The organism is Pseudothauera nasutitermitis, from assembly GCF_004801295.1.
GTDB lineage: Bacteria > Pseudomonadota > Gammaproteobacteria > Burkholderiales > Rhodocyclaceae > Pseudothauera > Pseudothauera nasutitermitis.
This window is the reverse complement of record NZ_SSOC01000005.1, coordinates 234,109-258,986: the sequence shown is the minus strand read 5'-3', so window position 1 is coordinate 258,986 and position 24,878 is coordinate 234,109. Positions and strand designations below refer to the sequence as shown.

Sequence of the window (24,878 nt, the reverse complement as noted above, 5' to 3'; positions counted from 1 at the left end):
TCAGTCCAGGTAGGCGGCGAGCAGGGCGTCGAGGCGGCCCTGGCTGGCGAGGATGTGTTCGCACACCTCGCGTACCGCGCCGCGGCCACCGTTGTGGCGCGCGACGTAGTCCACGTGGGCACGCACGAAGTGGTGGCCGTCGGCCGGCGTGGCGGCGAAGCCGCAGATGCCGAGCACGGGCAGGTCGACCACGTCGTCGCCCATGTAGCCGGCCTGCGCGCGTTGCAGACCGCGGCGGGCGAGCAGGGCGTCCATGCAGGCGCGCTTGTCCTCGATGCCCATGTGCAGTTCGGCGATGCCCAGGTTGGCGGCGCGCAGTTCCAGCGCGCGCGAGGCGCGGCCGCTGATGATGATGACTTCGATGCCGGCGCCCTGCAGCATCTTCAGGCCGTGGCCGTCGAGGCTGGAGAACACCTTGATTTCCTCGCCGTTGGGTGTGAAGTACAGGCTGCCGTCGGTGAGCACGCCATCGACGTCGAAGCCCATCAGACGCAGGTTGGCGGGGGAGCGGGATGTGCGCATCAGATGACCTTGGCGAGCATCAGATCGTGGGTGGTGAGCGCCCCGGTCAGGCGACCGTCGGCATCGACGACGAGCAGCTGGCTGATGCGCAGGCGTTCCATCATCTCGGCCGCGGCCACCGCCAGGGCGTCGGGCTGGATGGTGCGCGGAGAGCGGCTCATCCAGCCGTCCAGCCGCGCATTGCGCACGTCGCAGCCCTTTTCCAGCGCGCGGCGCAGGTCGCCGTCGGTGAAGATGCCCACCGGGCGGCCCTGGTCGTCGACCACCGCGGTCATGCCCATGCCGCCCTTGGTGACCTGCAGCAGAGCCTCGGACAGGCTGGCTGCGCCGCTGACCGTCGGCACCTTTTCGGGCGGGCGCATGACGTCGCGCACATGGGTGAGCAGGCGGCGGCCGAGCGCGCCGCCGGGGTGCGAGCGGGCGAAATCCTCTGCGCCGAAGCCGCGCGCGTCGAGCAGCGCGACGGCCAGCGCGTCGCCCAGCGCCAGCGCGGCGGTGGTGCTGGCGGTGGGGGCGAGATTGAGCGGGCAGGCTTCCTCGGCGACGGCGGCGTCCAGATGCACGTCGGCCTCGCGCGCGAGCGGCGAGGCCGGGTTGCCGGTCATCGAGATCAGCCGCGCGCCTTGGCGCTTGACCAGCGGCACGATGGTGAGCAATTCCTCGCTGGAGCCGGAGTTGGACAGCGCGATCACCACGTCCTCGGGGGTGATCATGCCGAGGTCGCCATGGGCGGCTTCCGCCGCGTGGACGAAATAGGCCGGCGTGCCGGTACTGGCCAGCGTGGCGGCCAGCTTGCGGGCGACGTGGCCGGACTTGCCGATGCCGGTGACGATGACCCGCCCGCTGCGTGCGAGGATGAGTTCCACCGCGCGTTCGAACTCCGCACCGACCCGCTCGGCCAGCGCGGCCACCGCGTCGGCCTCGATGCGCAGCACACGGCGTGCGAGTTCGGCGGCTTGGGAAGGGGCGCGGGGCTGGGCTGGGTTCATCGTGACCTGGCTGGAGACGGCGGTGCCTCGCATGCGCGGGGCGGAAAGTCGGGGCGGAAAGTATATCGCACGGCGTTTACACCTGCGGCGCCCGGGTGGGGCGCAGTCGGTGCGATGCAACATCGGTTACAGGAAGATGTATGCGCTCTCTGCTACACTCGCGCCTTGCGACGAGTGCGGGCGGATGATTCTGTTTTCCCGCTTGCATATGCCACAGGGGCATTCGCCCCTTGCTGAAGAAGACCAGATACGCACGTGACTGAACATTCAGACGACCTGTTGGTGAGCCTGAGCGGTGTTCGTTTCGCCTACGGCGAACGCGAGGTGCTGCGCGGCATCGACCTGACCGTGCGGCGCGGCCAGGTGGTGGCCATCATGGGCGGCAGCGGCTGCGGCAAGACCACGCTGCTGCGCCTGATCGGTGGTCAGTTGCGCGCCTCTGCCGGACAGGTGAGCGTGGCCGGCCACGAGCTCGGCGGATTGTCGCGCGACGCGCTGTACGCGCTGCGCCGGCGCATGGGCATGCTGTTCCAGTTCGGCGCGTTGTTCACCGACATGTCGGTATTCGACAACGTGGCCTTTCCGCTGCGCGAGCACACCGACCTGCCGGCCGAGATGATCCGCGATCTGGTGCGCATGAAACTCAACGCGGTGGGCCTGCGCGGCGCCGAGGCGCTCGGTCCGGGCGAGCTTTCCGGCGGCATGGCGCGCCGCGTGGCGCTGGCGCGCGCCATCGCGCTCGACCCCATGCTGATCATGTATGACGAACCCTTTGCCGGACTGGACCCGATCTCGCTCGGCGTGATCGGCCAGTTGATCCGCAAGCTCAACGACGCCCTGGGCGCCAGTTCGATCATGGTCACCCACGACATCCACGAATCGCTCGAAATCGTCGATTACGTCTATTTCGTTTCCGACGGGCGCATCGTCGCCCAGGGCACGCCGGACGAGATCCGCGCGTCGGCCGACCCCTTCGTGCACCAGTTCGTCCATGCCGAGGCCGACGGCCCGGTGCCGTTCCACTATCCTGCCGTGCCGATCGGCGAGAGCCTGCTCGGGGAGGGCGGACGATGAGCGCGCCGAATCTGCTGCGCCGCATCGGCGCGCGCGTGGTCAACGGCGTATGGCGGCTGGGCTTCGCCACGCGCTTCCTGTTTCTGGTGCTGCTGTATTCCGGCCAGTCCTTCCGCCGGCTGCACCTGACCATCCGCGAACTCTGGTTCTCCGGCGTGCTGTCGCTGCTGATCATTCTGGTGTCCGGCCTGTTCGTCGGCCTGGTGCTGGGGCTGCAGGGCTACGAGATCCTGCAGCGCTTCGGCTCCAGCGAGGCCACCGGCACCATGGTGGCCCTGTCGCTGCTGCGCGAACTGGGGCCGGTGCTGGCAGGCCTGCTGTTCGCCGCCCGCGCGGGCTCGGCGGTGACCGCCGAGATCGGCCTGATGAAGACCACCGAGCAGCTCACCGCCATGGACATGATGGCGGTCAACCCCATCGCCCGCGTGGTCGCGCCGCGCTTCTGGGGCGGGGTGATCTCCATGCCGCTGCTGGCCGCGCTGTTCTCCGCCATGGGCATCCTCGGCGGCTGGCTGATCAGCGTGGTGTTCATCGGCATCGACGAAGGCGCCTACTGGTCGCAGATGCAGGCCGCGGTGGATTTCCGTTACGACGTCGTCAACGGCGTCATCAAGAGCGTCGTCTTCGGCGTCGCGGTGTCGCTGATCGCGGTGTTCGAAGGCTACGACTGCGCGCCCACCGCCGAAGGCGTGTCGCGCGCCATCACACGCACCGTGGTGAGTTCGGCGCTGGCCATCCTGGCGCTCGACTTCATCCTCACTTCCTTCATGTTCCGGGGTCAATCATGAGCCGTACCGTGCTCGACCTGTGGGTCGGTTTCTTCGTGGTCATCAGCGCCGCCGCGCTGTTGTTCCTGTCGCTCAAGGTGGGCAGCTTCGCGGGCTTCAACAGTGCGCCCAGCTATGTGCTGCAGGCGCCGTTCGACGACATCGGCGGACTCAAGGTGCGCGCGCCGGTGAAGAGCGCCGGGGTGGTGGTCGGCCGCGTGTCGGACATCCGCTTCGATCCCCAGACCTATCGCGCCGTGGTCCACTTCAGCGTGGATGCGCGCTATGAGTTCCCGCGCGACACCATCGCTACCATCATGACTTCGGGCCTGCTCGGCGAGCAGTACCTCGGCCTGGAACCCGGTGCCGACGTCGAGGTGCTCAAGGGCGGCGACACGGTGCAGATGACCCAGTCGGCGGTGGTGCTGGAAAAGCTCATCGGCCAGTTCATGTTCAACCGCGCAGCGGAGTGAGGGCAGCATGAAGTCAAAGCATGCAGCGCAGTTCAAGCTTGTTTCCGGCGGCGCGCGCGGCCTTGCCGCCGCGGCCTGTATCGTCGTCCTGGCCAGCGGCTGCGCCAGCACGCCGCGCAATCCGGATGATCCCCTCGAAGGCTACAACCGCGCCATGTTCTCCTTCAACGAGGGCGTGGACAAGGCCATCGCCAAGCCGGTCGCGCAGGTGTACGAAAAGGCCACGCCCAAGCCGGTGAGGACCGGCGTACACAACTTCTTCAGCAACCTGACCGATCCGTGGATCGGCCTCAACAACCTGCTGCAGGGCAAACCCGGCGAGGCCTTTTCCGACTGGATGCGTTTCCTGTTCAACACCACCTTCGGCATCGCCGGGCTGTTCGACATTGCCAGCGAGGCCGGCCTGCCCAAGCACGACGAGGATTTCGGCCAGACCCTGGCGGTCTGGGGCGTGGGCGACGGGGCTTACGTGGTGCTGCCGTTCTTCGGTCCGCGCACGCTGCGCGATGCCACCGCCACGCCGCTGGACTTCAGCGCCAACGGCGTCAGCAGAATCGACCACGTGCCCACCCGCAACAGCCTGCTTGCGCTGGACGCGGTGCAGCTGCGCGCCACCCTGCTGCCGGCAGAACGCGCGCTGGAAGGCGCCACGCTCGACAAGTACGCTTACATGCGCGACTTCTACCTGCAGCAGCGCCGCTACAAAATTCATGACGGCAACCCGCCGGTCGAGTACGAGGATTTCGATGGCGCCCACGCGCCGGGCACTTCCGGCGGGATCGCCGCGGTGGCCGCCGAGGCGGCGGTCAGCCGGCTGGAACTGGTCGAACCGGGCAGCGTCGGTCCGCTGTCGGCCGCGCCGCTCCCCCAACACGGACGATGAAGACAATGAGAGCCTTTGTATTCGGTATCTGCATGTTTCTTGCCGGCGTGCTGCCGGCGCAGGCTTCGATCACCCCGCCCGACGAACTGGTGCGCAGCGTCACCAACGAGGTGCTGGAGATCGTGCGCCAGGACCGCGGCGTGCGCAGCGGCGACCCGGACAAGGTCATGGCACTGGTGCACGACAAGGTACTGCCGCATTTCAACTTCCGCCGCATGACCATGCTGGCGGTCGGACGCGACTGGCGCGAGGCCTCCCCCGAGCAGCAGCAGCGCCTGGTCGATGCCTTCCTGACCCTGCTGGTGCGCACCTACTCCAACGCGCTCACCCAGTACCGCGACCAGACCGTGGCCTTCCTGCCGCTGCGCGCGGCGTCCGGCGACACCAACGTGCAGGTGCGCACCGAGGTGCGCCAGAGCGGCGCCCAGCCGATTCCCATCGACTACATGCTGGAGCGCACCGATGCCGGCTGGAAGGTGTTCGACGTGGTGGTGGCCGGGGTCAGCCTGGTGACCAACTATCGCAGCACCTTCGCCCAGGAGGTTCGCGCCGGCGGCATCGACGGGCTGATCCGTTCGCTGGAGAACCGCAACCGCGAACTCGAACAGGGCGCCGCGCGCACATGATCCGCGTCGAGGGCGATACCCTGCGCCTGGAAGGCGGCCTCACCATGGCCACCGCCGGCGCGCTGCTGGCCGAAGGCCGCAGCCTGGCGGCCGCTGGCGACTGCGTGCTCGATCTTTCGGCAGTGAGCGCGGCCGATTCCGCCGCGCTGGCGCTGATCTTCGACTGGCTGCGCTGCGCGCGTGCCGCCGGCCACCAACTCAAGGTGCGTGGCCTGCCCGCCGGGCTGGCCAGCCTTGCCGCGCTGTACGGGGTGGATGCCCTGCTGCCGCTCGACGCCTGATTTCCCCCTTATCCGCTCGATGTCCTTGCCCGCCATTCGCGTCAGCGCGCTCACCAAGCGTTACGGTGGGTTGCAGGCGCTCGCCGGCGTGGATCTGGAGATCCGGCAGGGCGAATTCTTCGGCCTGCTGGGCCCCAACGGCGCGGGCAAGACCACGCTGATCTCCGCGCTGGCCGGCCTGGTGCGGCCGGACGGCGGGCGCCTGGAGGTGATGGGCCACGACGTGGTCGCCGACTACCGCCAGGCCCGCCGCGCACTCGGCGTGGTGCCGCAGGAACTGGTCTTCGATCCCTTCTTCAGCGTGCGCGAACTGCTGCGCATCCAGGCCGGCTACTTCGGCCTGCGCGCCGATGCGTGGATCGACGAAATCCTCGAAGGTCTGGGCCTCACCGCCAAGGCCAATGTGAACATGCGCGCGCTTTCCGGCGGCATGAAGCGCCGCGTGCTGGTGGCGCAGGCGCTGGTGCACCGCCCGCCGGTGATCGTGCTCGATGAGCCCACCGCCGGGGTGGACGTGGAACTGCGCCAGGGGCTGTGGCAGTTCGTGCGCAAGCTCAACGAGGCCGGCCACACCATCGTGCTCACCACGCACTACCTGGAAGAGGCCGAAACCCTGTGCGGGCGCATCGCCATGCTGAAGAGCGGACGCGTGGTGGCGCTGGATACCACGGCCAACCTGCTGGAGCGCTTCGCCACCCACACGCTGCATACCCGCCTGGCGCAGCCGCAGATCGGCGTGGCGCTGGGCGGACGCGCGGACGAGGACGGCTGGGTGGATTTCGCCTTCGACCAGTTCGCCGAGGTGGAAGTCCTGCTCGCCCGCCTGCGCGAGGCCGGTGCCGGCCTGCAGGAGATGCGCCTGGGCGAGCCGGATCTGGAGCGCGTGTTCGTGGAGGTCATGCAGCGTGCCTGAACTCCTGCCGCCGCCGCGCGAATCCGCGCTGACCGGCTTCCGCACCCTGCTGCACAAGGAGGTGCTGCGCTTCTGGAAAGTGGGCTTCCAGACCGTGCTGGCGCCGGTGCTCAACGCCATGCTGTTTCTGCTGATCTTCTCCCACGTGCTCGACCGCCACGTCACCGTGTATGGCGAAGTGAGCTACGGCAGCTTCCTGGTGCCCGGGCTGGTGATGATGTCGCTGCTGCAGAACGCCTTTGCCAACAGCTCGTCCTCGCTGATCCAGAGCAAGATCACCGGCAACATCATCTTCATGCTGCTGCCGCCGCTGTCCTACCGCGAGTTCTACGCGGCCTACGTGCTGGCCTCGGTGCTGCGCGGGCTGCTCGTCGGCGTGGGCGTGCTGCTGGTGGCCTGGCCGCTGGTCGATCTGCCCTTCGTCCACCCCTTGTGGATTCTGGTCTTCGCCCTGCTGGGTGGCGCCATTCTCGGTTCGCTCGGGGTCATCGCCGGCATCTGGGCGGACAAGTTCGACCAGCTCGCCGGCTTCCAGAACTTCCTGATCCTGCCGCTGACCATGCTCTCCGGCGTGTTCTACTCCATCCATTCGCTGCCCGCGCTGTGGCAGCGCATCTCCCATGCCAACCCGTTCTTCTACATGATCGACGGCTTCCGCTACGGCTTCTTCGGCCACTCGGACGTCTCGCCGTGGTTGAGCCTGGCGGTGGTGGGCGTATCCTTCGTGCTGCTCACGGCGCTCACCCTGGCCCTGCTGGCCAGGGGCTACAAGCTGCGTACCTGAATCCTGAACCGAGAATTCCCATGTTTCCTGCGGAAGAAATCAAGCGTCTGATCGAGGCCGGACTGGCCTGCGAGTATGTGAACATCCAGGGCGACGACGGTGTGCACTTCACCGGCATCGTGGTCAGCTCCGTCTTCGAAGGCATGCTGCGCGTACGCCAGCATCAGACGGTGTATGCCACGCTGGGCAGGCTGATGGGCAACGATATCCATGCCCTGCAACTGCAGACCTTCACCCCGGCCAAATGGGCCGAGGCGCGCGTGGAACTGGGGCTCTGATGGACAAGCTGCTGATCGAGGGCGGCGTGCGCCTGCACGGCGAAGCCGCCATCTCCGGCGCCAAGAACGCCGCCCTGCCGCTGCTGTGCGCCGCCCTGCTGACCCGTGAGCCGGTCACCTTCACCAACGTGCCGCAACTCAACGACATCGGCACGCTGCTGAAGATCCTCGCGCAGATGGGCGTGCAGGTGGAGCGCGATGCCGCCGCCAACCGCGTGACCCTGGACGCCTCCGGGCTGGACAATCCGGTGGCGCCGTACGAACTGGTGAAGACCATGCGCGCCTCCATCCTGGTGCTCGGTCCGCTGGTCGCGCGCCTGGGCGAGGCGCGGGTGAGCCTGCCGGGCGGCTGCGCGATCGGCGCGCGTCCGGTGGACCAGCACATCAAGGGCCTGCAGGCCATGGGTGCCGAGGTGCGTGTGGAGCACGGCTACGTGCATGCCAGCGTGCCGCGCCTGAAGGGGGCACGGCTGTTCACCGACATGGTCACCGTCACCGGCACCGAGAACCTGATGATGGCCGCCTGCCTGGCCGATGGCGAGACGATCATCGAGAATGCCGCGCGCGAGCCGGAAGTGGTCGATCTGGCCAATTGCCTGGTTTCGATGGGCGCACGCATCACCGGCGCGGGCACCGACGTGATCCGCATCCGCGGTGTGGAGCGCCTTTCCGGCACCACCCACCGCATCATGCCGGACCGCATCGAGACCGGCACCTACCTGTGCGCGGCGGCGGCCACCGGCGGTGAAATCCGCCTGACCAACACCTCGTCTTGCTATCTCGACGCGGTGCTCGACAAGCTGATGGACGCGGGCTGCGAGGTCACCCCCGAGCGCGACGCGATCCGCCTGAAGGCGCCCGCCCGGCTCACCGCGGTGAGCATCCGCACCTCGCCGTACCCGGCCTTCCCCACCGACATGCAGGCGCAGTTCATGGCGATCAACTGCGTGGCCGAAGGCGCGGCGATGATCCGCGAGACCATCTTTGAAAACCGCTTCATGCATGCGGTGGAATTGCAGCGCCTGGGGGCAGACATCCGCATCGACGGCAACACCGCGGTGGTGCAGGGCGTGGCGCGCCTGGAAGGCGCCACGGTGATGGCCACCGATCTGCGCGCTTCGGCCAGCCTGGTCATCGCCGGCCTGGTGGCCGAAGGCGAGACCGTCATCGAGCGCATCTACCACCTCGACCGCGGCTACGAGCGCCTGGAAGACAAGCTGGCCGCGCTCGGCGCGCAGGTGCGCCGGCTGGACTGAGTCCGTCGATGAGCCGAAGCGGCGCGCCCCGCGCCATCGTCGTGGGCGGCGGCCCGGCCGGACTGATGGCCGCCGAGGTGCTGGCGGCCGGCGGCGTGGCGATCGATCTTTTCGATGCCATGCCCACGGTCGGGCGCAAATTTCTGCTCGCCGGGCGCGGCGGGCTCAACCTCACCCATGCCGAGGCGCCGGCGGACTTCCTTGCCCGCTACGGCGAGCGCCGCGCCGAGATCGGGCCGCTGCTGGCTGCCTTCGGTCCGCAAGACCTGCGCGACTGGGTGCACGGGCTGGGCATCGAGACCTTTGTCGGCTCCAGCGGCCGGGTATTTCCGCTGGGCATGAAGGCCGCGCCCTTGCTGCGTGCCTGGCTCGCCCGTCTGCACGCGGCCGGCGTGCGCATCCGCGTGCGCGAACGCTGGCAGGGCTGGGATGAAACCGGCGCGCTGCTGTTCGCCGGCCCGGCCGGGCAGCATACCGAGCGGTCGGACGCGGTGGTGTTCGCCCTGGGTGGCGGCAGTTGGGCGCGCTTTGGCGCGGACGCGCGCTGGATCGCGCCCTTCGCCGCACGCGGTGTGCCGGTGGCGCCGCTCAGGCCGGCCAACTGCGGCTTCGATGTGACCGGCGGCTGGTCGGACCACCTGCTCGCCCGCCACGCCGGCCAGCCGCTGAAAAACATCGCGCTGTCCTTTATCGACGCGCAAGGGCAGGCGCGGAGCCGTGCCGGTGAATGCCTGCTGACCCGCACGGGGCTGGAAGGCGGCCTGGTCTACGCACTGTCGGCGCCCTTGCGCGATGCGCTGGAAGCAGCCGGGCAGGTGGAGATCCGCCTCGATCTGCTGCCGGTACGCGATGCAGCCTGGGTGCAGGCCCGGCTTGCCCGTCCGCGCGGCAGCCGTTCGCTCGCCAGCCATCTGCAGGGTCAACTCGGCCTGGCCGGCCTGAAGGCCGCACTGCTGTACGAGGTGCTGGGCCGCCGGCTGCCCGCCGAACCGGTTGCGCTGGCCGCGGCGATCAAGGCGCTGCCGCTCGTGCTGTCGGCCACGCGGCCGCTCGACGAGGCCATCAGCACCGCCGGCGGCGTGGCTTTCGAGGCGCTAGACAAACGCCTGATGCTGCAGGCCCTGCCGGGCACTTTCTGTGCCGGCGAGATGCTCGACTGGGAAGCGCCCACCGGCGGTTATCTTCTCACCGCCTGCTTCGCCTCCGGCCGGGCGGCCGGGCAGGGGGCGCTGGACTGGCTGTCCGCACGCTGAGCGGCATGCCGGGCCGGCCGTGGCTCGCCTTGTGTGCTTCTGGAATATGCAAGACAATATGCAGAAAAACTGCGCTGGTCCGTGACGGCAGGCGCCATGCCTGCGTGCGATGGCGCGAAACCATGGAGCCTCCATGAAGAAACATGCCGCCAGACTGCTCGCAGCCATTGCTTCCGGCATCCTGTTCACCGCCGCCCACGCGGCGGAGGAAATCCTCATCAGAAACGTCCACGTGTTCGACGGGACCGGCACTGCGCGCTCCCGCAGCACGCTGGACGTGCTGGTCGCCGACGGCACGATCCGGCAGATCGCCGCAACGCCGATCGAAGTGCCGGCCGGTGCCACGGTGATCGACGGGCAAGGCCGCACGCTGATGCCGGGCCTGATCGACGCGCACTGGCATTCGGCGCTGGTGGCGCCGAGCCAGGTGGATGCGCTGACCGCGGACACCCACTACATCGCCCTGCTGGCCGGCAAGGTGGCGGACGCGACGCTGATGCGCGGCTTCACCACGGTGCGCGACATGGGCGGGCCGACCTTCGGCCTGCGGCGTGCGATCGAGAGCGGCGTGATTGCGGGGCCGCGCATCTTCCCGTCCGGCGCGATGATCTCGCAGACCGGCGGCCACGGGGATTTCCGCCTGCCCTATGAAATCCCCCGCGCCAACAACGCGCCCCTCAGCCACAGCGAGCGCGTCGGTGCCGCCGCGATCGCCGATGGCGCGGACGAGGTGCTGCGCCGCGCGCGCGAACAGTTGATGCTCGGCGCGACGCAACTGAAGCTGATGGCGGGCGGCGGCGTTTCATCGGTTTACGACCCCCTCGACGTGACGCAATACACGGTCGAGGAACTCCGCGCGGCCGTCTCCGCGGCCGAGAACTGGGGCACCTACGCCACCGTGCATGCCTACACGCCGCGGGCGATCAAGGCGGCGATCGAGGCGGGGGTGAAGTCCATCGAGCACGGTCAGCTCGTGGATGAGGAGACCGTCAAACTGATGGCGAGCAAAGGGATCTGGTGGAGCCTGCAGCCCTTCCTCGACGACGAGTCGGCAAACCCGCGGAGCGGAGCGTCGCGTGTCAAGCAGTTGATGGTGGCGGCGGGAACCGACCGGGCTTACGAACTGGCGAAGAAGCACGGCGTGCAGGTCGCATTCGGCACCGACATCCTGTTCTCCGGCTCTCTGGGCGGCGCCCAGAGCGGGCGCCTGACCACGCTGACGCGCTGGTATACGCCGGGCGAAGTGCTCAAGATGGCGACGGGCGACAACGCCCGGTTGATCGCCCTCGCCGGCGAGCGCTACCCGTACCCGGCGCCGCTGGGCGTCGTGAAGGAAGGGGCGCTGGCCGACCTGCTGCTGGTCGATGGCGATCCGACGGCCGATCTGTCGCTGCTCGACGAGCCCGAGCGCACCCTCGTGCTGATCGTCAAGAACGGACGCATCCACAAGAACCTGCTCGGCGGAGTGGAATAGGGGAGCACGCCGGCCGCCGTTCGCGGTGGCGGGCGAGCGTCCGATCGCCGCTGAGGCGCGGCGCGGGCCAGTCCTCGGCGCGGTGCGTTACGCCCGGCCGATCGATGACGTTTCACTCATTGGGGCGCATTTTCGGGGAAGGCGTCGAAGCCCGCCCCGGTGGACGCTGGAAGATGTCCGTTCAGCGTCCGCGCTGCGCGGCGGCCTGTTCCAGCGTCCAGGACACCAGTCGGGCCGACAGCGCGTCGCCGGCCTCGCCGAACGCGCGCACCACCTCGGGTACGCCGGTGCCGGCCGCGGGCTGGCGTACCTCGAAGCTGCGGCTGGCGAGGATGCGTCGGGTGGCGGGCGCCACCAGCCGGACGTCGAGGCGGATCACGGCTTCCGGTGTGCCGTCGCGGTATTCGCTCTGGAAGGCGCGCAGGTCGCTGTCGAGTTCCAGATCGGCATACAGGGCGCGCTCATCGCTGGACAGCGCGGCAATGCGTCCGTCGGCACGGAAGGCGTCGAGCAGGCGGTTGCGCACCAGCACGGGGGCCGGGTCGCTCCAGCTCGCGCCCTTGTAGATGCTGACGCGATCGCCTTCGGGCTGCACGACGATGCGCTGGCCAGCCAAATGCCGGCTGCTTTCGGGGCGGTTGATGCGCAGCGCGAAATCCACGGGATCGGCCTCGGCGGCGGCCGTCGCGCTGGCCGGCAGCAGGTAGAGGTCGATCGGCTCGGCCCTGGGCAGGACGGAGCAGGCCGTCAGCAGCGCGCTGGCGAGGAGGGCGATGGGGGCGGCCGGTCGGCGCTGGCGGTCGGAGGTCGGGCTCATGGCTGAAATTCCTTGGTCGGTTCGAGGCCGAGCAGGTAGTCGGCCGGCCTGCTTTCCAGTTGGCGGGTGATGGTGCGCAGCGAGGCCAGCGTCTGGCGCAGTTCGGTGATCGCCGGGCCCAGGTCGGCGAGGCCGCGCAGGCCGCTGTCGAGCGGGTCGCGGTTGTCCACGAGCAGTTTGTCCACGGACTGCGCGGCCTGCTCGAAGGCGGCCATGGCGCGTTGCGCGCTCTCCAGCGTCTGCCGGCCTTCGCCGTCGATCAGGCGGTTGGTGGCCTGCATCATCTTCGCAGCCTCGGCGAGGGCGAGATTGGCCTGCTCGCTGGCGAGCGCGAGCTGGCGCAGGGTGTGGCCCATGTCCTCGCGCTGGGCGGCCAGCGTGCCGGTGGTCTGTTCGAGATGCTGCAGGGTGCGGCCGATCGCGGCGGCGTTCTCGCTGGAAAAGAGCGTTCGGGCCTGAATCAGCAGTTCATTGACGTTGAGCATGACGTCGCCGCCGTCGGCCAGCAGCTTGGAAAGCGGCGAGGGCTCGGCGACGATCACCGGCACCTCCCCGCCGGCCGGGCGCAGCGGCTGGCTGGCGGGGTCGTCGCCGCTGGAAAGCCGGATGGTGTACAGGCCGGTGATGCCGGCCGGCGTGAGGCGGGCGCGGGTGTCGGTGCGGATCGGTGCTTTGCTGTCGACGCGGATGCGTGCCAGCACGCGGCGCGGGTCCCGGGGGTCGAGCCGCAGGTCGTTCACCTCGCCGATCTTGATGCCGTTGAATTCCACCGTGCTGCCCTTGGACAGGCCGGCCACGGCCTCCTCGAAGACCACGTCGTAGTGGTTGAACTGTTTGTCGTGGCCCGCCTTGCCCAGCCATAGTGCGAACGCCAGCGCGGCGCCGACCACGATGAGGGTGAACAGGCCGATCAGGATGTGATGGGCGCGGGTTTCCATAGGTCAGGGGTTCTCCGGTGCGTGTGCTGCAGCTTGTGCGGCGCGGCCGCGTGGGCCGTGGAAGTAATCGCGTATCCAGGCGTCGTCGGTGGCGGCCACGGCCTCCAGCGTGTCGTTCACCAGCACGCGTTTTTGCGCCAGCACGGCGACGCGGTCGGTGATGGTGTGGATGGTGTCCAGGTCGTGGGTGACGATGAACACCGTGAGCCCCAGCGCGTCGCGCAGAGTGAGGATGAGCTGGTCGAAGGCGGCGGCGCCGATGGGGTCCAGCCCGGCGGTGGGTTCGTCGAGGAACAGGATGTCCGGATCGAGCGCCAGCGCGCGGGCCAGTGCGGCGCGCTTGACCATGCCGCCGGACAGATCGGCGGGGTACTTGTCGCCGGCATTGGCGGGCAGGCCGGCGAGTGCGATCTTGAGCGCGGCCAGGCGCGCCGCGTCCGCAGCGCGCAGGCCGGCGTGCTCGATCAGCGGCAGGGCGACGTTCTCGGCCACGGTGAGCGAGGAGAACAGCGCGCCCTTCTGGAACAGCACGCCGAAGCGCCGCTCCAGCCGCGAGCGCGCCGCCGGCGGCAGGGCCAGCAGGTTCTCGCCGAACACGTGCACGGTGCCGGCGGCGGGCCGGTTGAGGCCGACGATGGAACGCAGCAGCACCGACTTGCCGGTGCCCGAGCCGCCGACGATGCTGAGGATCTCTCCGCGCCGCACGTCCAGGTCGAGCGCCTCGTGCACCACCTGGGCGCCGAACTGGTTGCGCAGGCCGCGCACCTCGATGACGTTGCTGCTTGCCTGCCCCGCGCTCACCAGCCCATCTCCATGCAGAACAGCGCGGCCACCGCGTCCACCAGGATGACCACGAAGATGGACTGCACCACCGCCGAGGTGGTGTGCTCGCCCACCGACTGCGCGCTGCCGGCCACCTTGAAGCCTTCCCGGCAGCCGATCACCGCGATCAGGAAGGCGAAGATGGGCGCCTTGCCCAGCCCGATGAGGAAGTGGCGCAGGCCCACGTCGTTCTCGAAGATGGACAGGAACATGGTCGGCGAGATGTCGAGGGTGAGCGCGCACACCAGCATGCCGCCGACGATGCCGGACAGCATTGCCACGAAGGTGAGCATGGGCAGCGCCAGCAGCAGGGCGAACACGCGCGGCAGCACCAGCAGCTCCACCGGGTCCAGGCCGAGCACGCGGATGGCGTCGATCTCTTCGTTGGCCTTCATCGAGCCGATCTGCGCAGTGAACGCGCTGGCGGTGCGGCCGGCCACCAGGATGGCGGCGAGCAGCACGCCGAATTCGCGCAGGAAGGAGAAAGCGACCAGATCCACGGTGAAGATGCTGGCGCCGAACTCGGCGAGCACGGTGGCGCCGAGGAAGGCCACCACCGCGCCGACCAGGAAGGTGAGCAGGGCGACGATGGGCACCGCGTCGAGGGCGGTCTTCTCCAGATTGGCGGCGAGCGAGGTGACGCGCCAGCGTCGGGGCATCAGCAGCGTGCGCAGGCCGGCTTCCAGGGTGAGGCCGATGAAGCCGAGCAGTCCGGTGAGGTTGCGCCAGAACACCCCGGTGGTGATGCCGATGTGTTCCAGCACGTCGCCGATGGCCGAGCCGCTCCGGCGCGGCGCCTCGGCGGCGGGGGCGGCCAGGGCGTCGGCCACCGCCTGCAGCAGCGCGCGGCGTTCCGGCGCCAGGGTGGCGTCGGCGAGCAGCGCGCGCAGGCGCGCCGGCCCGAGCAGTTCGAACAGCAGGCTGGCGCCGGCGGTATCCACCGTGCCGAGGGCGGCGGCGTCCAGCCGGGTGTCGTCGCGCAGCTGCGCGCGCAGCGCGGCCAGCCGGCCGGCGAGCGGGCGGTAGTGGGCGAGCGTCCAGTCGCCGCTGAGGCGGAGCACGGAGCCGCCGCTGGCGGCGGCGAAGTCCGCGCGGCCGCCGGACGGGTTGTCATGCATGGGGTGGAACTCCGATCAGTCCGCGGCCTTGGCGCCGCGGTCAGAATCTGCTGGCAAAGCGCAAGCGTACAAAGTTTTCACCCGGATTGGGCCGTTTGATGCCTCCGTTGGAGACGTGCTGGAAGCGTACGGAGATTTCGTGGGCGTGCTTTTCGCCAAAGCGGTAGCCCAGCCCGATGGCCTGGGTGAACTGGAACGCGGTGCTGAAGCGGTCCGTGCCGGAAGCGTAGAGCCGGTCGAAGATGCTGACGCCGAGCCCCAGATCGACGAACAGCGGCGCACCCGGCCCGCCGAGCGGGTGGCGCCAGACGCCCATGGCGGCCAGCTGGGTGAAGCTGCGGTGGCCGCCCTGTGCCCCCGGTGCCCGCCAGTGGGTCAGGGAGAGATCCCAATGCAGGGACAGCGGGCCGGCGTCGCGCGGCACCCCGGTGAACAGCGACGAGGGAAGCAGCACGCCCACCGCCGCCGTGTGGGCGGCATCGCCCTCCAGGGTGGAACCCAGGTCCGCATAGAAGCGCCGGCCGCTGTCCGGCGGCGTCTGCGCAGTGGCGGTGGGCGAGGGCAGGGCAATGACGGCGGCGCAGAGCAGCGCAGCGAGAAAGGCACTGGTTTTTCTGGAAAGCATGGAAGTGTGTGTTGGACGCAGGACGGATTCAGGCGGCTTCCACGGCCAGCGCCACGCCCTGGCCGCCGCCGATGCACAGCGTGGCAAGGCCCTTGCGGGCGCCGCGGCGGCGCAGTTCATGCACCAGGGAAACCAGGATGCGCGCGCCGGAGGCGCCGATCGGGTGGCCCAGCGCGATGGCGCCGCCATTGACGTTGACCCTGGCCGGGTGCCAGCCCAGTTCGTGGGCCACGGCCAGCGACTGCGCGGCAAAGGCTTCGTTGGCCTCGATGAGGTCCACCTCGTCCAGCGTCCAGCCGGCCTTGTCCAGCACGCGGCGGACGGCCGGCACCGGGCCGATGCCCATCACCGCTGGATCGACGCCGGCGCTGGCGTAGGCCTTGATCCAGCCCAGCACCGGCAGGCCCAGCCCCCAGGCAGTCTCGGCGCCGGCCAACAGCAGCAGCGCGGCACCGTCGTTGAGCGTGGAGGCGTTGCCCGCCGTCACCGTGCCGTCCTGCTTGAAAGCCGGCTTGAGCCGGCCCAGCGCCTCCGTGGTGGTGCCGGGGCGCGGCTGCTCGTCGGTGTCGAACATCTGCGGGCTCCCTCTGCGCTGCGGAAGGGCGATCGGGGTGATCTCGTCCTTGAAGCGGCCCGCAGCGATGGCTGCCGCGGCCTTCTCCTGCGAGGCGGCGGCAAAGGCGTCCTGTTGCTCGCGGCTCAGTCCGTAACGTTCGGCCAGGTTCTCCGCGGTGATGCCCATGTGGTAGTTGTTGAAGGCATCCCACAGGCCGTCGCGGATCAGGCTGTCCTCCAGTTGCGCATGGCCCAGGCGCAGACCGGTGCGCGCGCCGGGCAGCACGTAGGGCGCCTGGCTCATGCTTTCCTGGCCGCCAGCCAGGACCAGTTCGGCGTCGCCGCTGCGGATGGCCTGGGCGGCCAGGTGTACAGCCTTGAGGCCGGAGCCGCAGACCTTGTTGAGGGTCAGCGCCGGCACCGTGTACGGCAGCCCGGCCAGGATCGCTGCCTGGCGGGCCGGATTCTGGCCGCCGCCGGCGGTGATGACCTGGCCGAGGATGACTTCGTCGATGCGTTCCGGCGCGATGCCGGTGCGTTTGAGCACGCTGCGGATCAGCGCGGCACCGAGGGCGGGGGCGGGCAGCCCGGACAGGCTGCCCTGGAAAGCGCCGATCGCGCTGCGGGTGGCGGCCAGAATGGCGATGTCGCTCATACGATGGGGTCTTGTGAGTGTTCGGGGAGCCGAGCCTTGCGGCATCGAGGGGGGCTGCGTGCGCCATCCCGCCCGGCGTGCCGCGCGGCCGGCGGTCGGGGCCTCAGGAACGGGCACTGCCCTTGGCCGTGCCGGTCTTGCCCTGCTGCGGCGCCGCCCAGGCGGCGCCCCATTGTTTGAACAGATCCTGGAACGGCTGCGCGCCGCCGCCGAAGACGGCGGTGACGGATTTTTGCCAGTCCTCCACGGCGTGCTGAAGCCCTTCGGCAAAGGCCTGCTGGTTGTCGGCGGCGAACCGGGAAGCGCTCTGCGAGTCTTCCGCGCGCTGCTGGAACTGGCGCCAGAAAACCTGGGTGGGCAGGGTCGCCAGGGTTTGCCAGTTGTCGGTCTTCAGCAGGTCTTCGATTTCCGCCTCGGCCTCGGCCAGGTCTTCGGTGCCGGTGCGCGACGCGGCTTCCAGCCAGCGCTGCCCGCTTTCCCGCAGCAGGCGGGTGACGCGCAGCTGGAGTTCGAGATTGGCCTTGAACAGGTCCAGGGGGGTATTGGTGCTCATCGTGCTCTCCTTGAAAAGTCGGGTTGCCGCTCACTGCGCCTTCACATACTCGCCCGGCGCATCGCCGAGCACGCGGTAACTGCCTCGAGGGGTGCCCATGCGCGGCGGATCGACGGGTTCGCCCGAGCGCTCGTGCAGCCATGCGGTCCAGGCCGGCCACCAGGAGCCCTGCTGCACCGGCGCCGTGGCCTGCCACTCGTCCGGCGCGATGTAGCCGCCGCCTGCCGGGCGGGTGTGCAGCTGGTACTGGCGCCGCGGCCGGCCCGGTTCGCTGACGATGCCGGCGTTGTGGCCGCCGTTGGTGAGCACGAAGGTGATCTCCGTCGGCGACAGGTAGTGCAGCTTGTACACCGAGCGCCAGGGTGCCACGTGGTCGGCGGTGGTGCCGACGCTGAACACCGGCAGCCGGATGTCGCCCAGCGACACCGGCCGTCCGTCCGCGGGGTGGCGGCCTTCGCTCAGGTCGTCGTTGAGGAACAGCCGCCGCAGGTACTGGGCGTGCATCTTCGCCGGCATGCGGGTGGCGTCGGCGTTCCAGGCCATCAGGTCGTTCATCGGCCGGCGCTCGCCGAGCAGGTACTCGCCCACCAGGCGCGACCACAGCAGATCGTAGGGGCGCAGCATCATGAACGCGCCGCCCATCTGCTCGGCGAGCAGATAGCCGGTGTCGGCCATCTGCGCCTCCAGCAGCGCGACCTCGCTTTCGTCGATGAACAGGGCCAGTTCGCCGGGTTCGCTGAAATCGGTCTGCGCGGTGAACAGGTTCAGCGAGGCCAGGCGTTCGTCGCCGTCGCGGGCCATGGCCGCCGCGGCGATGGCGAGCAGGGTGCCGCCCAGGCAGTAGCCGGTGGCGTGCACCTTGCGCCCGGGCAGGATGGCGGTCACCGCGTCCAGCGCGGCGCGGAAGCCCAGGTCCAGGTACTCGTCCATGCCCAGGTCGGCGTCGTCCGCGTCCGGGTTCTTCCACGAGATGCAGAACACCGTGTGGCCCTGTTCCACCAGGTAGCGGATCAGCGAATTGTGCGGCGACAGGTCGAGGATGTAGTACTTCATGATCCACGCCGGCACGATCAGGATCGGTTCGGGATGGACCTTCTCCGTGGCCGGTGCGTACTGGATCAGTTCGATCAGCCGGTTCTTCAGCACCACCTTGCCCGGCGTGACGGCCACGTCGCGCCCGACCACGAACTGCTCCGCACCCGGCGGCGGCAGGCGGTGCCGGTGACGGGTGACGTCGTCCAGGAAGTAGGCCAGACCGCGCCCCAGGTTGGCGCCGCCCTCCGCGAAGCTCCGCCGCAGCACGACGGGGTTGGTGAGCAGCAGGTTGCCCGGCGAGAACATGTCCAGCCACTGCCGAGCAGCGAAGGCCACGGCATGCTCGTGGTGCGGGTCCACGCCCCACACGTCCCGGGTGGCTGCTTCCCACCAGCGCTGGTGCATCAGGAAGGACTGGTGCAGCAGATTGAACGGCCAGTGGTCCCAGGCGGGGTCCCGGAAGCGCCGGTCGTCCACCGGCGGCGTGGCCGTCGATTCCTCGCCTTCGTGCAGGCCCGCCAGGCATTCGCACAGATAGGACTGCAACTGTCCCGCCTGTTCGAACGCCAGCCGTGCCAGTTCCAGGTTCTTGCCCGGGCTGGCCGCCAGGTGGGTGGCCCAGTCCATCCAGGCGAGCAGGATGGAGTGCGGCGAGAGCGACAGGCAGGCATGGGACAACGCGGCATGGACGCTATTGTCCAGCGCCTTCCACGGCAGCGCAGCATCCGGCTTTTCTGCGGACATGACTTCTCCCCTTTCGTTACGTGGATTGGGTCGGAAGTAAAAAACAACCATCCGGTCGGTTTGTCGATGCTAGCACATCAAACCAACCGCTTGTTCGCTTTTGCGGAGCGGCGTCAGCGCATGCCGGCACGATCCCCGGCGGTCGCCCACCGCCCGACCGGCCGCGGACCAGGGGCGAGATGGTGCCTGAACCCGCCATGTGGCGAGCGGGTACAATCAACCCTTTTGGCGAGAAGCTGCAGCGCAGCCCAGGAGAGGATCTGTCTTGACCACCGGCCCGTGCGAGAAAAAAGCAGCCCGAGGGCGTCGTCGCTATCTGCCGTCGGTGGAGCGCAAACGGGAAATTCTCGATGCCGCGCTCATCGAGTTCTCCAACCATGGCTATGCTGCCGCGACGATGGAGCGCATCGCCGCGCGCGCCGGTTTGTCCAAGGCGGGGATCTATGCCCACTACAAGAGCAAGGACGAAGTGTTCGAGGACCTGCTGGAAACGGCGCTGAGCCCTTCCGTGAAGGCCGACGGCATCCTGCCGCCGGAGGCGGGCGCGCCGCTGGCGGAGATCGTATCGTCCTACGTGGACCAGATGTACGACCGTCTCGGCGAGCCGATCGTCATGGCGACCTTCCAGCTGCTCATCGCCGAAAGCCGGCGCGAGCCGGCGCTGATCCGGCGCTGGTACGACAAGATGCTGGAGCCGCGCCGCCTCCGGGAGCAGGCGGTGGTGGATGAGTACGTGCGGCGCGGAACCATGCGCAGCAGTGCCTTGACCGGCCACTTCATGCTGGCGGCCTCACCCCTGGTGATGTGGATCGTCCAGCGCATGCTGCGCCAGGATGACGACGTGCCGATGCCGCTGGAGCAGGTGCGCGAGGCGCACAAGCAGTTGCTGCTGGACGTGCTGGAACCGAGATGATGCGGCGGGAGCGGGCGGGGCCCGCTCCGCGCCCGCGCTTCAGGCGGCGTCCGCGGGCTGCTCGACTTCGATGACCTGGATGCGGATGGCGTTGCCGTCCGGCGTGCGCCAGTCGATGGCCTGGCCGGTGGACAGGCCGAGCAGCGCGCTGCCGGCCGGCGAGAACACGGAAACCTTGTTGCCCGCATCCTGACCGGCCTCGTGCGGATACACCAGCGTCAGCACGTATTCCTTGCCGCTCAGTTCCTCGCGGAAGCGCACCCGGCTGCCCATGGTGATGACATTGTCGGGCAGATCCTCCGCATCGCGCACGTCGGCGCGGGCCAGTTCGTCGCGCAGGGCGTCGAGGTCGGCGCGGCTGCGCGCGCTGGCGCCATGCAGCAGGCCTTCGAGGCGTTCGAGGTCGTTCGAGGAAACGATGATGTCGGGTTTCATTGCAAGTCTCGCTAGGAATCCATTGCTCGTGCAAACGTTTGAAAAAAAGAAAAAACGGCCGAACCGTCGGGCGGTTCAGCCGAGGTGCCAAGGCTAACAGAAGCCGCGCCGGGTTACAATCCACGGCTTCCGCATTCCCCCGTGCCGAGGCGTATTCGTGTCGAGTATCACCCTTGCCCTGTCCAAGGGCCGCATCTTCGAGGAAACCCTGCCGTTGCTGGCGGCTGCAGGCATCGTGCCGGCGGACAACCCGGAATCCTCGCGCAAGCTGATCATCGGCACCAACCGCCCGGATGTGCGCCTGGTCATCGTGCGCGCCACCGACGTGCCCACCTACGTGCAGTACGGCGCGGCGGACCTGGGCATCGCCGGGCGCGACGTGCTTCTCGAACATGGCGGGGCGGGGCTGTACCAGCCGCTGGATCTGGACATCGCGCGCTGCCGACTGTGCGTGGCGGTGCCCAAGGGCTTCGACTACGCGGCCGCCAGCCAGCCGGGCGGGCGCATCCGCGTGGCCACCAAGTACATCCACAGCGCCAAGGCGCATTTCGCCGCCAAGGGCATGCACGTGGATCTGATCAAGCTGTACGGCTCCATGGAGCTGGCCCCGTTGGTCGGCCTGGCCGACGCCATTGTCGATCTGGTGTCCACGGGCGGCACGCTGCGCGCCAACAACCTGGAAGAGGTCGAGGAAATCATGCAGATCAGTTCGCGCCTGGTGTGCAACCAGGCCTCGCTGAAACTCAAGCGCGAACTCATCCAGCCGGTGCTGGATGCCTTTGCCGGAGCGATCCAATGAGCAACGCCATCCGCCGGCTGAACGCCCGCGATCCCGAGTTCCTGTCCACGCTCGACGCCCTGCTGGCCTTCGAGTCCGCGGCCGACGAGCGCATCGACGCCGCGGTGAGCGAAATCCTGCGCGCGGTGCGCGCCACCGGCGACGCGGCGGTGATCGAATACACCCGCCGCTTCGACCATCTGGACGTATCGTCGATGGCCGGGCTGGAACTGCCGCATGCCGAACTCAAGGCCGCGCTGGACGGCCTGACGGTGGAGCGGCGCGAGGCCCTGCGCGTGGCCGCCGACCGCGTGCGCCAGTACCACGAGCGCCAGAAGATCGATTCCTGGTCGTACATGGAAGCCGACGGCAGCGTGCTCGGCCAGCAGGTCACCGCGCTGGACCGCGTGGGCCTGTACGTGCCGGGCGGGCGCGCCTCCTATCCCAGCTCCGTGCTGATGAACGCCATCCCCGCCAAGGTGGCCGGCGTGCATGAACTGATCATGGTGGTGCCCACGCCGCGCGGCGAGAAGAGCCCGCTGGTGCTCGCCGCCGCCGCCATCGCCGGGGTGGACCGCGTGTTCACCATCGGCGGCGCGCAGGCCGTGGCCGCGCTGGCCTACGGCACGCAGACCATCCCGCAGGTGGACAAGATCGTCGGCCCGGGCAACGCCTACGTGGCCGAGGCCAAGCGCCGCGTGTTCGGCACCGTGGGCATCGACATGGTGGCCGGCCCCTCCGAGGTGCTGGTCATTTCCGACGGCAGCGGCGACCCGGACTGGGTGGCGATGGACCTGTTCGCCCAGGCCGAGCACGACGAACTGGCGCAATCCATCCTGCTGTGCACCGACGCCGGCTTCCTCGACGCGGTGGCCGCCGCCATCGAGCGCCTGCTGCCCACCATGCCGCGCCGCGAGATCATCGCCAAATCGCTCGCCGGCCGCGGCGCGCTGATCCAGGTGGACGACCTGGAACAGGCCTGCGCCATCGCCAACCGCATCGCGCCGGAACACCTGGAACTGTCGCTGGAAACGCCCGAACCCTGGGTGGCGAAGATCCGCCACGCCGGGGCCATCTTCGTCGGCCACCACTCGGTGGAGGCGCTGGGCGACTACTGCGCCGGCCCCAACCACGTGCTGCCCACCATGCGCAGCGCGCGCTTCTCCTCGCCGCTGGGGGTGTACGACTTCCAGAAGCGCTCCAGCATCGTGCATATCTCGGCGGCGGGCGCGCAGACGCTGGGCAAGGTGGCCTCCATCCTCGCCCACGGCGAGGGCCTGCAGGCGCACGCGCGCTCGGCGGAGATGCGCCTGAAGGACTGAAGGCCGCCGTGCGGCGCGCGCCCGGAACCGCCCGGGCGCGCCGGTGCGCCCGCTATACCTTGAAGCGCTGCACGACCTGCAGCAAGTCGTCGGCCACGGTATCCAGCGATTCGGCCGCAGCGGCGGTCTGCACCGAGGCGCTGCTGGTCTCTTCGGTCTGCGCGGCGATTTCCTCGACGCGCCGGGCAACCTCGGTGGAAGCCATGGACTGCTCGCGCAGCGCGTCGTTCAGTTCGGCGACGATGTCCGCCACCTGTCGGGAGGCGTCCTGCAGCCGGGCAATGGTTTCCCCGGTTTCTCCGGCCTTGGCGGAGTTTTCCTGTACCGCATGCACGCCGTGCTCGATGCCGGCGACGGCTTCCTGGGTGGAGGACTGCACCTCGTTCACCATCGTGGCGATTTCCGCGGTGGATTGGGCGGTGCGCTCCGACAGCTTGCGCACCTCGTCGGCCACCACGGCGAAGCCCCGTCCGGTGTCGCCGGCACGCGCGGCTTCGATGGCGGCATTGAGCGCCAGCAGGTTGGTCTGCTCGGCAATGTCCCGGATGACCGCGACGATGCGCGTGATCCCTTCGGACTGGGCCTGCATGCTGGAAATCTGTGTGGCGGCCTGGGTCACCACGTCGCGCACGTCCTGGATGCCGCCCACCAGTTCGTCCACCGTCTTCTTGCCGTGGCGCGCGTTGTGATCGGACTCGCCGGCCAGATGGCTGGCATCGTCCGTTCTGCTGGAAACGTGCGAGATCGAGACGGACAACTCCTCGATGCTTGCCGCGATGCTGGCCGCGGCGCTGCTCTGCGCCGTGCTGCTGTCGCCGATCTGCGCGGCGCTTTCCTTGAGCTGGCGGGCGGAGCTGGCGACCTGATTGGCGCCTTCATGGATGGAAACCATGCTTTGCCGCAGGAAGGCCTGCATGCCGCTCATGGATTGGATCAGCGTGCCGAGTTCGTCCTTCGAGGCGGGAGGCGGCTGGACGGTCAGATCCCCCGCAGCGATCTGCTGGACGACGCCGACGGTGTCGGCCAGCCGGGCGCCGATGCGCGAGGAAATCCATAGCGTGCCCGCAACGGCGAGGATGGCGCTGATCAGGACGATCACGGAATCCCCCGTGATGATGGAGCGCGCGGCCTCCCTGGCTTCCTGCACGGCGTCCATCCCGTTCTTGTGGTTGGCATCGACCAGTGCGCCGATGGCGTCCCGGACGGCATTGGCATGCTCCACCCAGGTGGTCTGCCGCAGCACCTGGGCGCCCTGTACGTCGCCCGCCCGGAGCAGGCCGACGGCCTGGGCGACCGCGTTTTCGTAGGCGGCCACGCTGGCGTCGACACGGTCGAGCAGGGTGTATTCCTCGGCGGAGTGCCGGCCGCTGCTGCGGTATTGCTGCCGCAGCTCCTGGAGTTCGCGGCTCAGATCCCGCAGGGAGGCTTCCATCCTCGATCGGCCCTGTTCCGATTCCTCGAGCAGGAGTTCGAGGCTGCGCACGCGATAGCGCAGCCTCAGTTCACTCATCTTGCCGGCCATCTCGATGCCGGGGAGGGTGCCTTCGGCGATGGTGTCGATGTCGTGGCGCAGGATCGAGACCTGGAAGAACGTGAAGGCAATGGCGATCAGGAAGAGAACGGCGGTCATGCCGGAGAGCAGGAACAGCTTGGTTCGCATGCTGAAGTTGTCAAAGAGGTTCATGTCGTTCTCCAAAGCAAGGGTTCTTCTTTTTTCGACGCTGGATGGTCCACCAAAAAGACATTGGGTGGCGCGTCGAGTGTCATTTCCGGAGGTTGTTTGCAGATTTCTACGCTCTGCGCGGTTTGTCCTTGAAACGGGCGCGATGAATTCCGGTGCGGGGAGGCAGGGGTGAACGGGTATTGCGGATGGATATCGATATGTCGATTCCATCGGCGGCAAGTGGCGGTGCGGATGCTTGTCGGCAGAACCGGGTATTGGCCGGTGCCTGCGCATGAACCAACCAGTGGGGGCGGGCGGAGGAAGAGCGGGCA

The 24,878-nt window shown here is 68.8% G+C and carries 27 protein-coding genes; 15 read left to right on the top strand and 12 right to left on the bottom strand.

What is annotated here, in order from left to right; all coding sequences use genetic code 11:
* Positions 1-522 carry a KdsC family phosphatase gene (locus tag E6C76_RS14365; RefSeq protein ID WP_136348927.1) on the bottom strand — a complete coding sequence of 174 codons (522 nt, stop codon included), beginning with the start codon at positions 520-522 and terminating at the stop codon, positions 1-3.
* The gene (locus E6C76_RS14360) at positions 522-1,511 is read right to left on the bottom strand and encodes a KpsF/GutQ family sugar-phosphate isomerase (RefSeq protein ID WP_136349238.1); all 990 of its coding nucleotides are present in this window, start codon (positions 1,509-1,511) and stop codon (positions 522-524) included. The genes E6C76_RS14365 and E6C76_RS14360 overlap by 1 nt, the downstream gene beginning before the upstream one ends.
* 255 nt (positions 1,512-1,766) lie before the next feature.
* On the opposite strand from E6C76_RS14360, the gene E6C76_RS14355 reads away from it, so the two are divergent.
* The 12 genes from E6C76_RS14355 (at position 1,767) to E6C76_RS14300 (ending at position 11,573) form a co-directional block, all read left to right on the top strand.
* Complete coding sequence (locus E6C76_RS14355; protein WP_136348926.1) at positions 1,767-2,585, top strand: ABC transporter ATP-binding protein; 819 nt, start codon at positions 1,767-1,769, stop codon at positions 2,583-2,585.
* Positions 2,582-3,373: a lipid asymmetry maintenance ABC transporter permease subunit MlaE gene (gene mlaE, locus E6C76_RS14350; protein ID WP_136348925.1), complete on the top strand. Its 792-nt coding sequence runs from the start codon at positions 2,582-2,584 to the stop codon at positions 3,371-3,373. The genes E6C76_RS14355 and mlaE overlap by 4 nt, the downstream gene beginning before the upstream one ends.
* Positions 3,370-3,825: an outer membrane lipid asymmetry maintenance protein MlaD gene (gene mlaD / locus E6C76_RS14345; RefSeq protein WP_136348924.1), complete on the top strand. Its 456-nt coding sequence runs from the start codon at positions 3,370-3,372 to the stop codon at positions 3,823-3,825. The genes mlaE and mlaD overlap by 4 nt, the downstream gene beginning before the upstream one ends.
* Positions 3,826-3,832: 7 nt before the next feature.
* The gene (locus E6C76_RS14340; protein WP_136348923.1) at positions 3,833-4,708 is read left to right on the top strand and encodes an MlaA family lipoprotein; all 876 of its coding nucleotides are present in this window, start codon (positions 3,833-3,835) and stop codon (positions 4,706-4,708) included.
* Between the two features lie 5 nt (positions 4,709-4,713).
* Entirely contained in the window at positions 4,714-5,334 is a 621-nt protein-coding gene (locus tag E6C76_RS14335) for an MlaC/ttg2D family ABC transporter substrate-binding protein (RefSeq protein ID WP_136348922.1), read from the top strand.
* Positions 5,331-5,615: an STAS domain-containing protein gene (locus E6C76_RS14330; protein ID WP_136348921.1), complete on the top strand. Its 285-nt coding sequence runs from the start codon at positions 5,331-5,333 to the stop codon at positions 5,613-5,615. The genes E6C76_RS14335 and E6C76_RS14330 overlap by 4 nt, the downstream gene beginning before the upstream one ends.
* Positions 5,616-5,634: 19 nt before the next feature.
* The gene (locus tag E6C76_RS14325; protein WP_136348920.1) at positions 5,635-6,528 is read left to right on the top strand and encodes an ABC transporter ATP-binding protein; all 894 of its coding nucleotides are present in this window, start codon (positions 5,635-5,637) and stop codon (positions 6,526-6,528) included.
* Positions 6,521-7,312 carry an ABC transporter permease gene (locus E6C76_RS14320; protein WP_136348919.1) on the top strand — a complete coding sequence of 264 codons (792 nt, stop codon included), beginning with the start codon at positions 6,521-6,523 and terminating at the stop codon, positions 7,310-7,312. Before E6C76_RS14325 ends, E6C76_RS14320 begins: the two co-directional genes overlap by 8 nt.
* Positions 7,313-7,332: 20 nt before the next feature.
* Positions 7,333-7,590 carry a BolA family protein gene (locus E6C76_RS14315; protein WP_136348918.1) on the top strand — a complete coding sequence of 86 codons (258 nt, stop codon included), beginning with the start codon at positions 7,333-7,335 and terminating at the stop codon, positions 7,588-7,590.
* The gene (gene murA, locus E6C76_RS14310; RefSeq protein ID WP_136348917.1) at positions 7,590-8,846 is read left to right on the top strand and encodes a UDP-N-acetylglucosamine 1-carboxyvinyltransferase; all 1,257 of its coding nucleotides are present in this window, start codon (positions 7,590-7,592) and stop codon (positions 8,844-8,846) included. The genes E6C76_RS14315 and murA overlap by 1 nt, the downstream gene beginning before the upstream one ends.
* Positions 8,847-8,854: 8 nt before the next feature.
* Entirely contained in the window at positions 8,855-10,099 is a 1,245-nt protein-coding gene (locus E6C76_RS14305; RefSeq protein ID WP_136348916.1) for a BaiN/RdsA family NAD(P)/FAD-dependent oxidoreductase, read from the top strand.
* Positions 10,100-10,232: 133 nt separating this feature from the next.
* Entirely contained in the window at positions 10,233-11,573 is a 1,341-nt protein-coding gene (locus tag E6C76_RS14300) for a metal-dependent hydrolase family protein (protein ID WP_136348915.1), read from the top strand.
* A gap of 181 nt (positions 11,574-11,754) precedes the next feature.
* On the opposite strand, the gene E6C76_RS14295 is transcribed toward E6C76_RS14300, so the two are convergent.
* The 8 genes from E6C76_RS14295 to E6C76_RS14260 all read right to left on the bottom strand — a co-directional run bounded on the left by E6C76_RS14295 (position 11,755) and on the right by E6C76_RS14260 (position 19,435).
* Positions 11,755-12,390: an ABC-type transport auxiliary lipoprotein family protein gene (locus E6C76_RS14295; protein WP_136348914.1), complete on the bottom strand. Its 636-nt coding sequence runs from the start codon at positions 12,388-12,390 to the stop codon at positions 11,755-11,757.
* Positions 12,387-13,328: an MlaD family protein gene (locus E6C76_RS14290; protein ID WP_136348913.1), complete on the bottom strand. Its 942-nt coding sequence runs from the start codon at positions 13,326-13,328 to the stop codon at positions 12,387-12,389. The genes E6C76_RS14295 and E6C76_RS14290 overlap by 4 nt, the downstream gene beginning before the upstream one ends.
* Positions 13,329-13,331: 3 nt before the next feature.
* Positions 13,332-14,129: an ABC transporter ATP-binding protein gene (locus E6C76_RS14285; protein ID WP_136348912.1), complete on the bottom strand. Its 798-nt coding sequence runs from the start codon at positions 14,127-14,129 to the stop codon at positions 13,332-13,334.
* Positions 14,126-15,268 carry an ABC transporter permease gene (locus tag E6C76_RS14280; RefSeq protein WP_136348911.1) on the bottom strand — a complete coding sequence of 381 codons (1,143 nt, stop codon included), beginning with the start codon at positions 15,266-15,268 and terminating at the stop codon, positions 14,126-14,128. The genes E6C76_RS14285 and E6C76_RS14280 overlap by 4 nt, the downstream gene beginning before the upstream one ends.
* Before the next feature lie 40 nt (positions 15,269-15,308).
* Complete coding sequence (locus tag E6C76_RS14275; protein ID WP_168734351.1) at positions 15,309-15,893, bottom strand: acyloxyacyl hydrolase; 585 nt, start codon at positions 15,891-15,893, stop codon at positions 15,309-15,311.
* A 28-nt stretch (positions 15,894-15,921) separates the two neighbouring features.
* A complete protein-coding gene (locus E6C76_RS14270; RefSeq protein ID WP_136348909.1) occupies positions 15,922-17,103 on the bottom strand; it encodes an acetyl-CoA C-acetyltransferase in 1,182 nt (393 codons plus the stop codon).
* A 103-nt stretch (positions 17,104-17,206) separates the two neighbouring features.
* Positions 17,207-17,656: a phasin family protein gene (locus E6C76_RS14265; RefSeq protein ID WP_136348908.1), complete on the bottom strand. Its 450-nt coding sequence runs from the start codon at positions 17,654-17,656 to the stop codon at positions 17,207-17,209.
* Between the two features lie 30 nt (positions 17,657-17,686).
* Positions 17,687-19,435, bottom strand: coding sequence for a PHA/PHB synthase family protein (locus tag E6C76_RS14260; protein WP_136348907.1), 1,749 nt, complete (start codon positions 19,433-19,435; stop codon positions 17,687-17,689).
* A gap of 265 nt (positions 19,436-19,700) precedes the next feature.
* On the opposite strand from E6C76_RS14260, the gene E6C76_RS14255 reads away from it, so the two are divergent.
* On the top strand, positions 19,701-20,348 hold the full coding sequence (locus tag E6C76_RS14255; protein WP_168734350.1) for a TetR/AcrR family transcriptional regulator: 648 nt from the start codon (positions 19,701-19,703) through the stop codon (positions 20,346-20,348).
* A 39-nt stretch (positions 20,349-20,387) separates the two neighbouring features.
* Here the strand turns inward: E6C76_RS14255 and rnk are convergent, their stop codons facing one another.
* Entirely contained in the window at positions 20,388-20,783 is a 396-nt protein-coding gene (gene rnk / locus E6C76_RS14250) for a nucleoside diphosphate kinase regulator (protein WP_136348905.1), read from the bottom strand.
* A gap of 157 nt (positions 20,784-20,940) precedes the next feature.
* Here rnk and hisG point away from each other — a divergent pair, with 157 nt between their 5' ends.
* Positions 20,941-21,582: an ATP phosphoribosyltransferase gene (hisG, locus tag E6C76_RS14245; RefSeq protein WP_136348904.1), complete on the top strand. Its 642-nt coding sequence runs from the start codon at positions 20,941-20,943 to the stop codon at positions 21,580-21,582.
* Positions 21,579-22,883: a histidinol dehydrogenase gene (gene hisD / locus E6C76_RS14240; protein WP_136348903.1), complete on the top strand. Its 1,305-nt coding sequence runs from the start codon at positions 21,579-21,581 to the stop codon at positions 22,881-22,883. Before hisG ends, hisD begins: the two co-directional genes overlap by 4 nt.
* A gap of 52 nt (positions 22,884-22,935) precedes the next feature.
* Here hisD and E6C76_RS14235 read toward each other — a convergent pair whose 3' ends face one another.
* Entirely contained in the window at positions 22,936-24,567 is a 1,632-nt protein-coding gene (locus tag E6C76_RS14235) for a methyl-accepting chemotaxis protein (protein ID WP_168734349.1), read from the bottom strand.
* Positions 24,568-24,878: the final 311 nt, after the last annotated feature.

Excerpts from the sequence above, each read along its gene's own strand:
- E6C76_RS14365 (WP_136348927.1), bottom strand. The coding sequence starts at position 522 with ATGCGCACATCCCGCTCCCCCGCCAACCTGCGTCTGATGGGCTTCGAC.
- E6C76_RS14360 (WP_136349238.1), bottom strand. The coding sequence starts at position 1,511 with ATGAACCCAGCCCAGCCCCGCGCCCCTTCCCAAGCCGCCGAACTCGCA.
- mlaE (WP_136348925.1), top strand. The coding sequence starts at position 2,582 with ATGAGCGCGCCGAATCTGCTGCGCCGCATCGGCGCGCGCGTGGTCAAC.
- mlaD (WP_136348924.1), top strand. The coding sequence starts at position 3,370 with ATGAGCCGTACCGTGCTCGACCTGTGGGTCGGTTTCTTCGTGGTCATC.
- E6C76_RS14340 (WP_136348923.1), top strand. The coding sequence starts at position 3,833 with ATGAAGTCAAAGCATGCAGCGCAGTTCAAGCTTGTTTCCGGCGGCGCG.
- E6C76_RS14335 (WP_136348922.1), top strand. The coding sequence starts at position 4,714 with ATGAGAGCCTTTGTATTCGGTATCTGCATGTTTCTTGCCGGCGTGCTG.
- E6C76_RS14330 (WP_136348921.1), top strand. The coding sequence starts at position 5,331 with ATGATCCGCGTCGAGGGCGATACCCTGCGCCTGGAAGGCGGCCTCACC.
- E6C76_RS14325 (WP_136348920.1), top strand. The coding sequence starts at position 5,635 with ATGTCCTTGCCCGCCATTCGCGTCAGCGCGCTCACCAAGCGTTACGGT.
- E6C76_RS14315 (WP_136348918.1), top strand. The coding sequence starts at position 7,333 with ATGTTTCCTGCGGAAGAAATCAAGCGTCTGATCGAGGCCGGACTGGCC.
- murA (WP_136348917.1), top strand. The coding sequence starts at position 7,590 with ATGGACAAGCTGCTGATCGAGGGCGGCGTGCGCCTGCACGGCGAAGCC.
- E6C76_RS14305 (WP_136348916.1), top strand. The coding sequence starts at position 8,855 with ATGAGCCGAAGCGGCGCGCCCCGCGCCATCGTCGTGGGCGGCGGCCCG.
- E6C76_RS14300 (WP_136348915.1), top strand. The coding sequence starts at position 10,233 with ATGAAGAAACATGCCGCCAGACTGCTCGCAGCCATTGCTTCCGGCATC.
- E6C76_RS14295 (WP_136348914.1), bottom strand. The coding sequence starts at position 12,390 with ATGAGCCCGACCTCCGACCGCCAGCGCCGACCGGCCGCCCCCATCGCC.
- E6C76_RS14290 (WP_136348913.1), bottom strand. The coding sequence starts at position 13,328 with ATGGAAACCCGCGCCCATCACATCCTGATCGGCCTGTTCACCCTCATC.
- E6C76_RS14280 (WP_136348911.1), bottom strand. The coding sequence starts at position 15,268 with ATGCATGACAACCCGTCCGGCGGCCGCGCGGACTTCGCCGCCGCCAGC.
- E6C76_RS14275 (WP_168734351.1), bottom strand. The coding sequence starts at position 15,893 with ATGCTTTCCAGAAAAACCAGTGCCTTTCTCGCTGCGCTGCTCTGCGCC.
- E6C76_RS14270 (WP_136348909.1), bottom strand. The coding sequence starts at position 17,103 with ATGAGCGACATCGCCATTCTGGCCGCCACCCGCAGCGCGATCGGCGCT.
- E6C76_RS14265 (WP_136348908.1), bottom strand. The coding sequence starts at position 17,656 with ATGAGCACCAATACCCCCCTGGACCTGTTCAAGGCCAATCTCGAACTC.
- E6C76_RS14260 (WP_136348907.1), bottom strand. The coding sequence starts at position 19,435 with ATGTCCGCAGAAAAGCCGGATGCTGCGCTGCCGTGGAAGGCGCTGGAC.
- rnk (WP_136348905.1), bottom strand. The coding sequence starts at position 20,783 with ATGAAACCCGACATCATCGTTTCCTCGAACGACCTCGAACGCCTCGAA.
- hisD (WP_136348903.1), top strand. The coding sequence starts at position 21,579 with ATGAGCAACGCCATCCGCCGGCTGAACGCCCGCGATCCCGAGTTCCTG.
- E6C76_RS14235 (WP_168734349.1), bottom strand. The coding sequence starts at position 24,567 with ATGAACCTCTTTGACAACTTCAGCATGCGAACCAAGCTGTTCCTGCTC.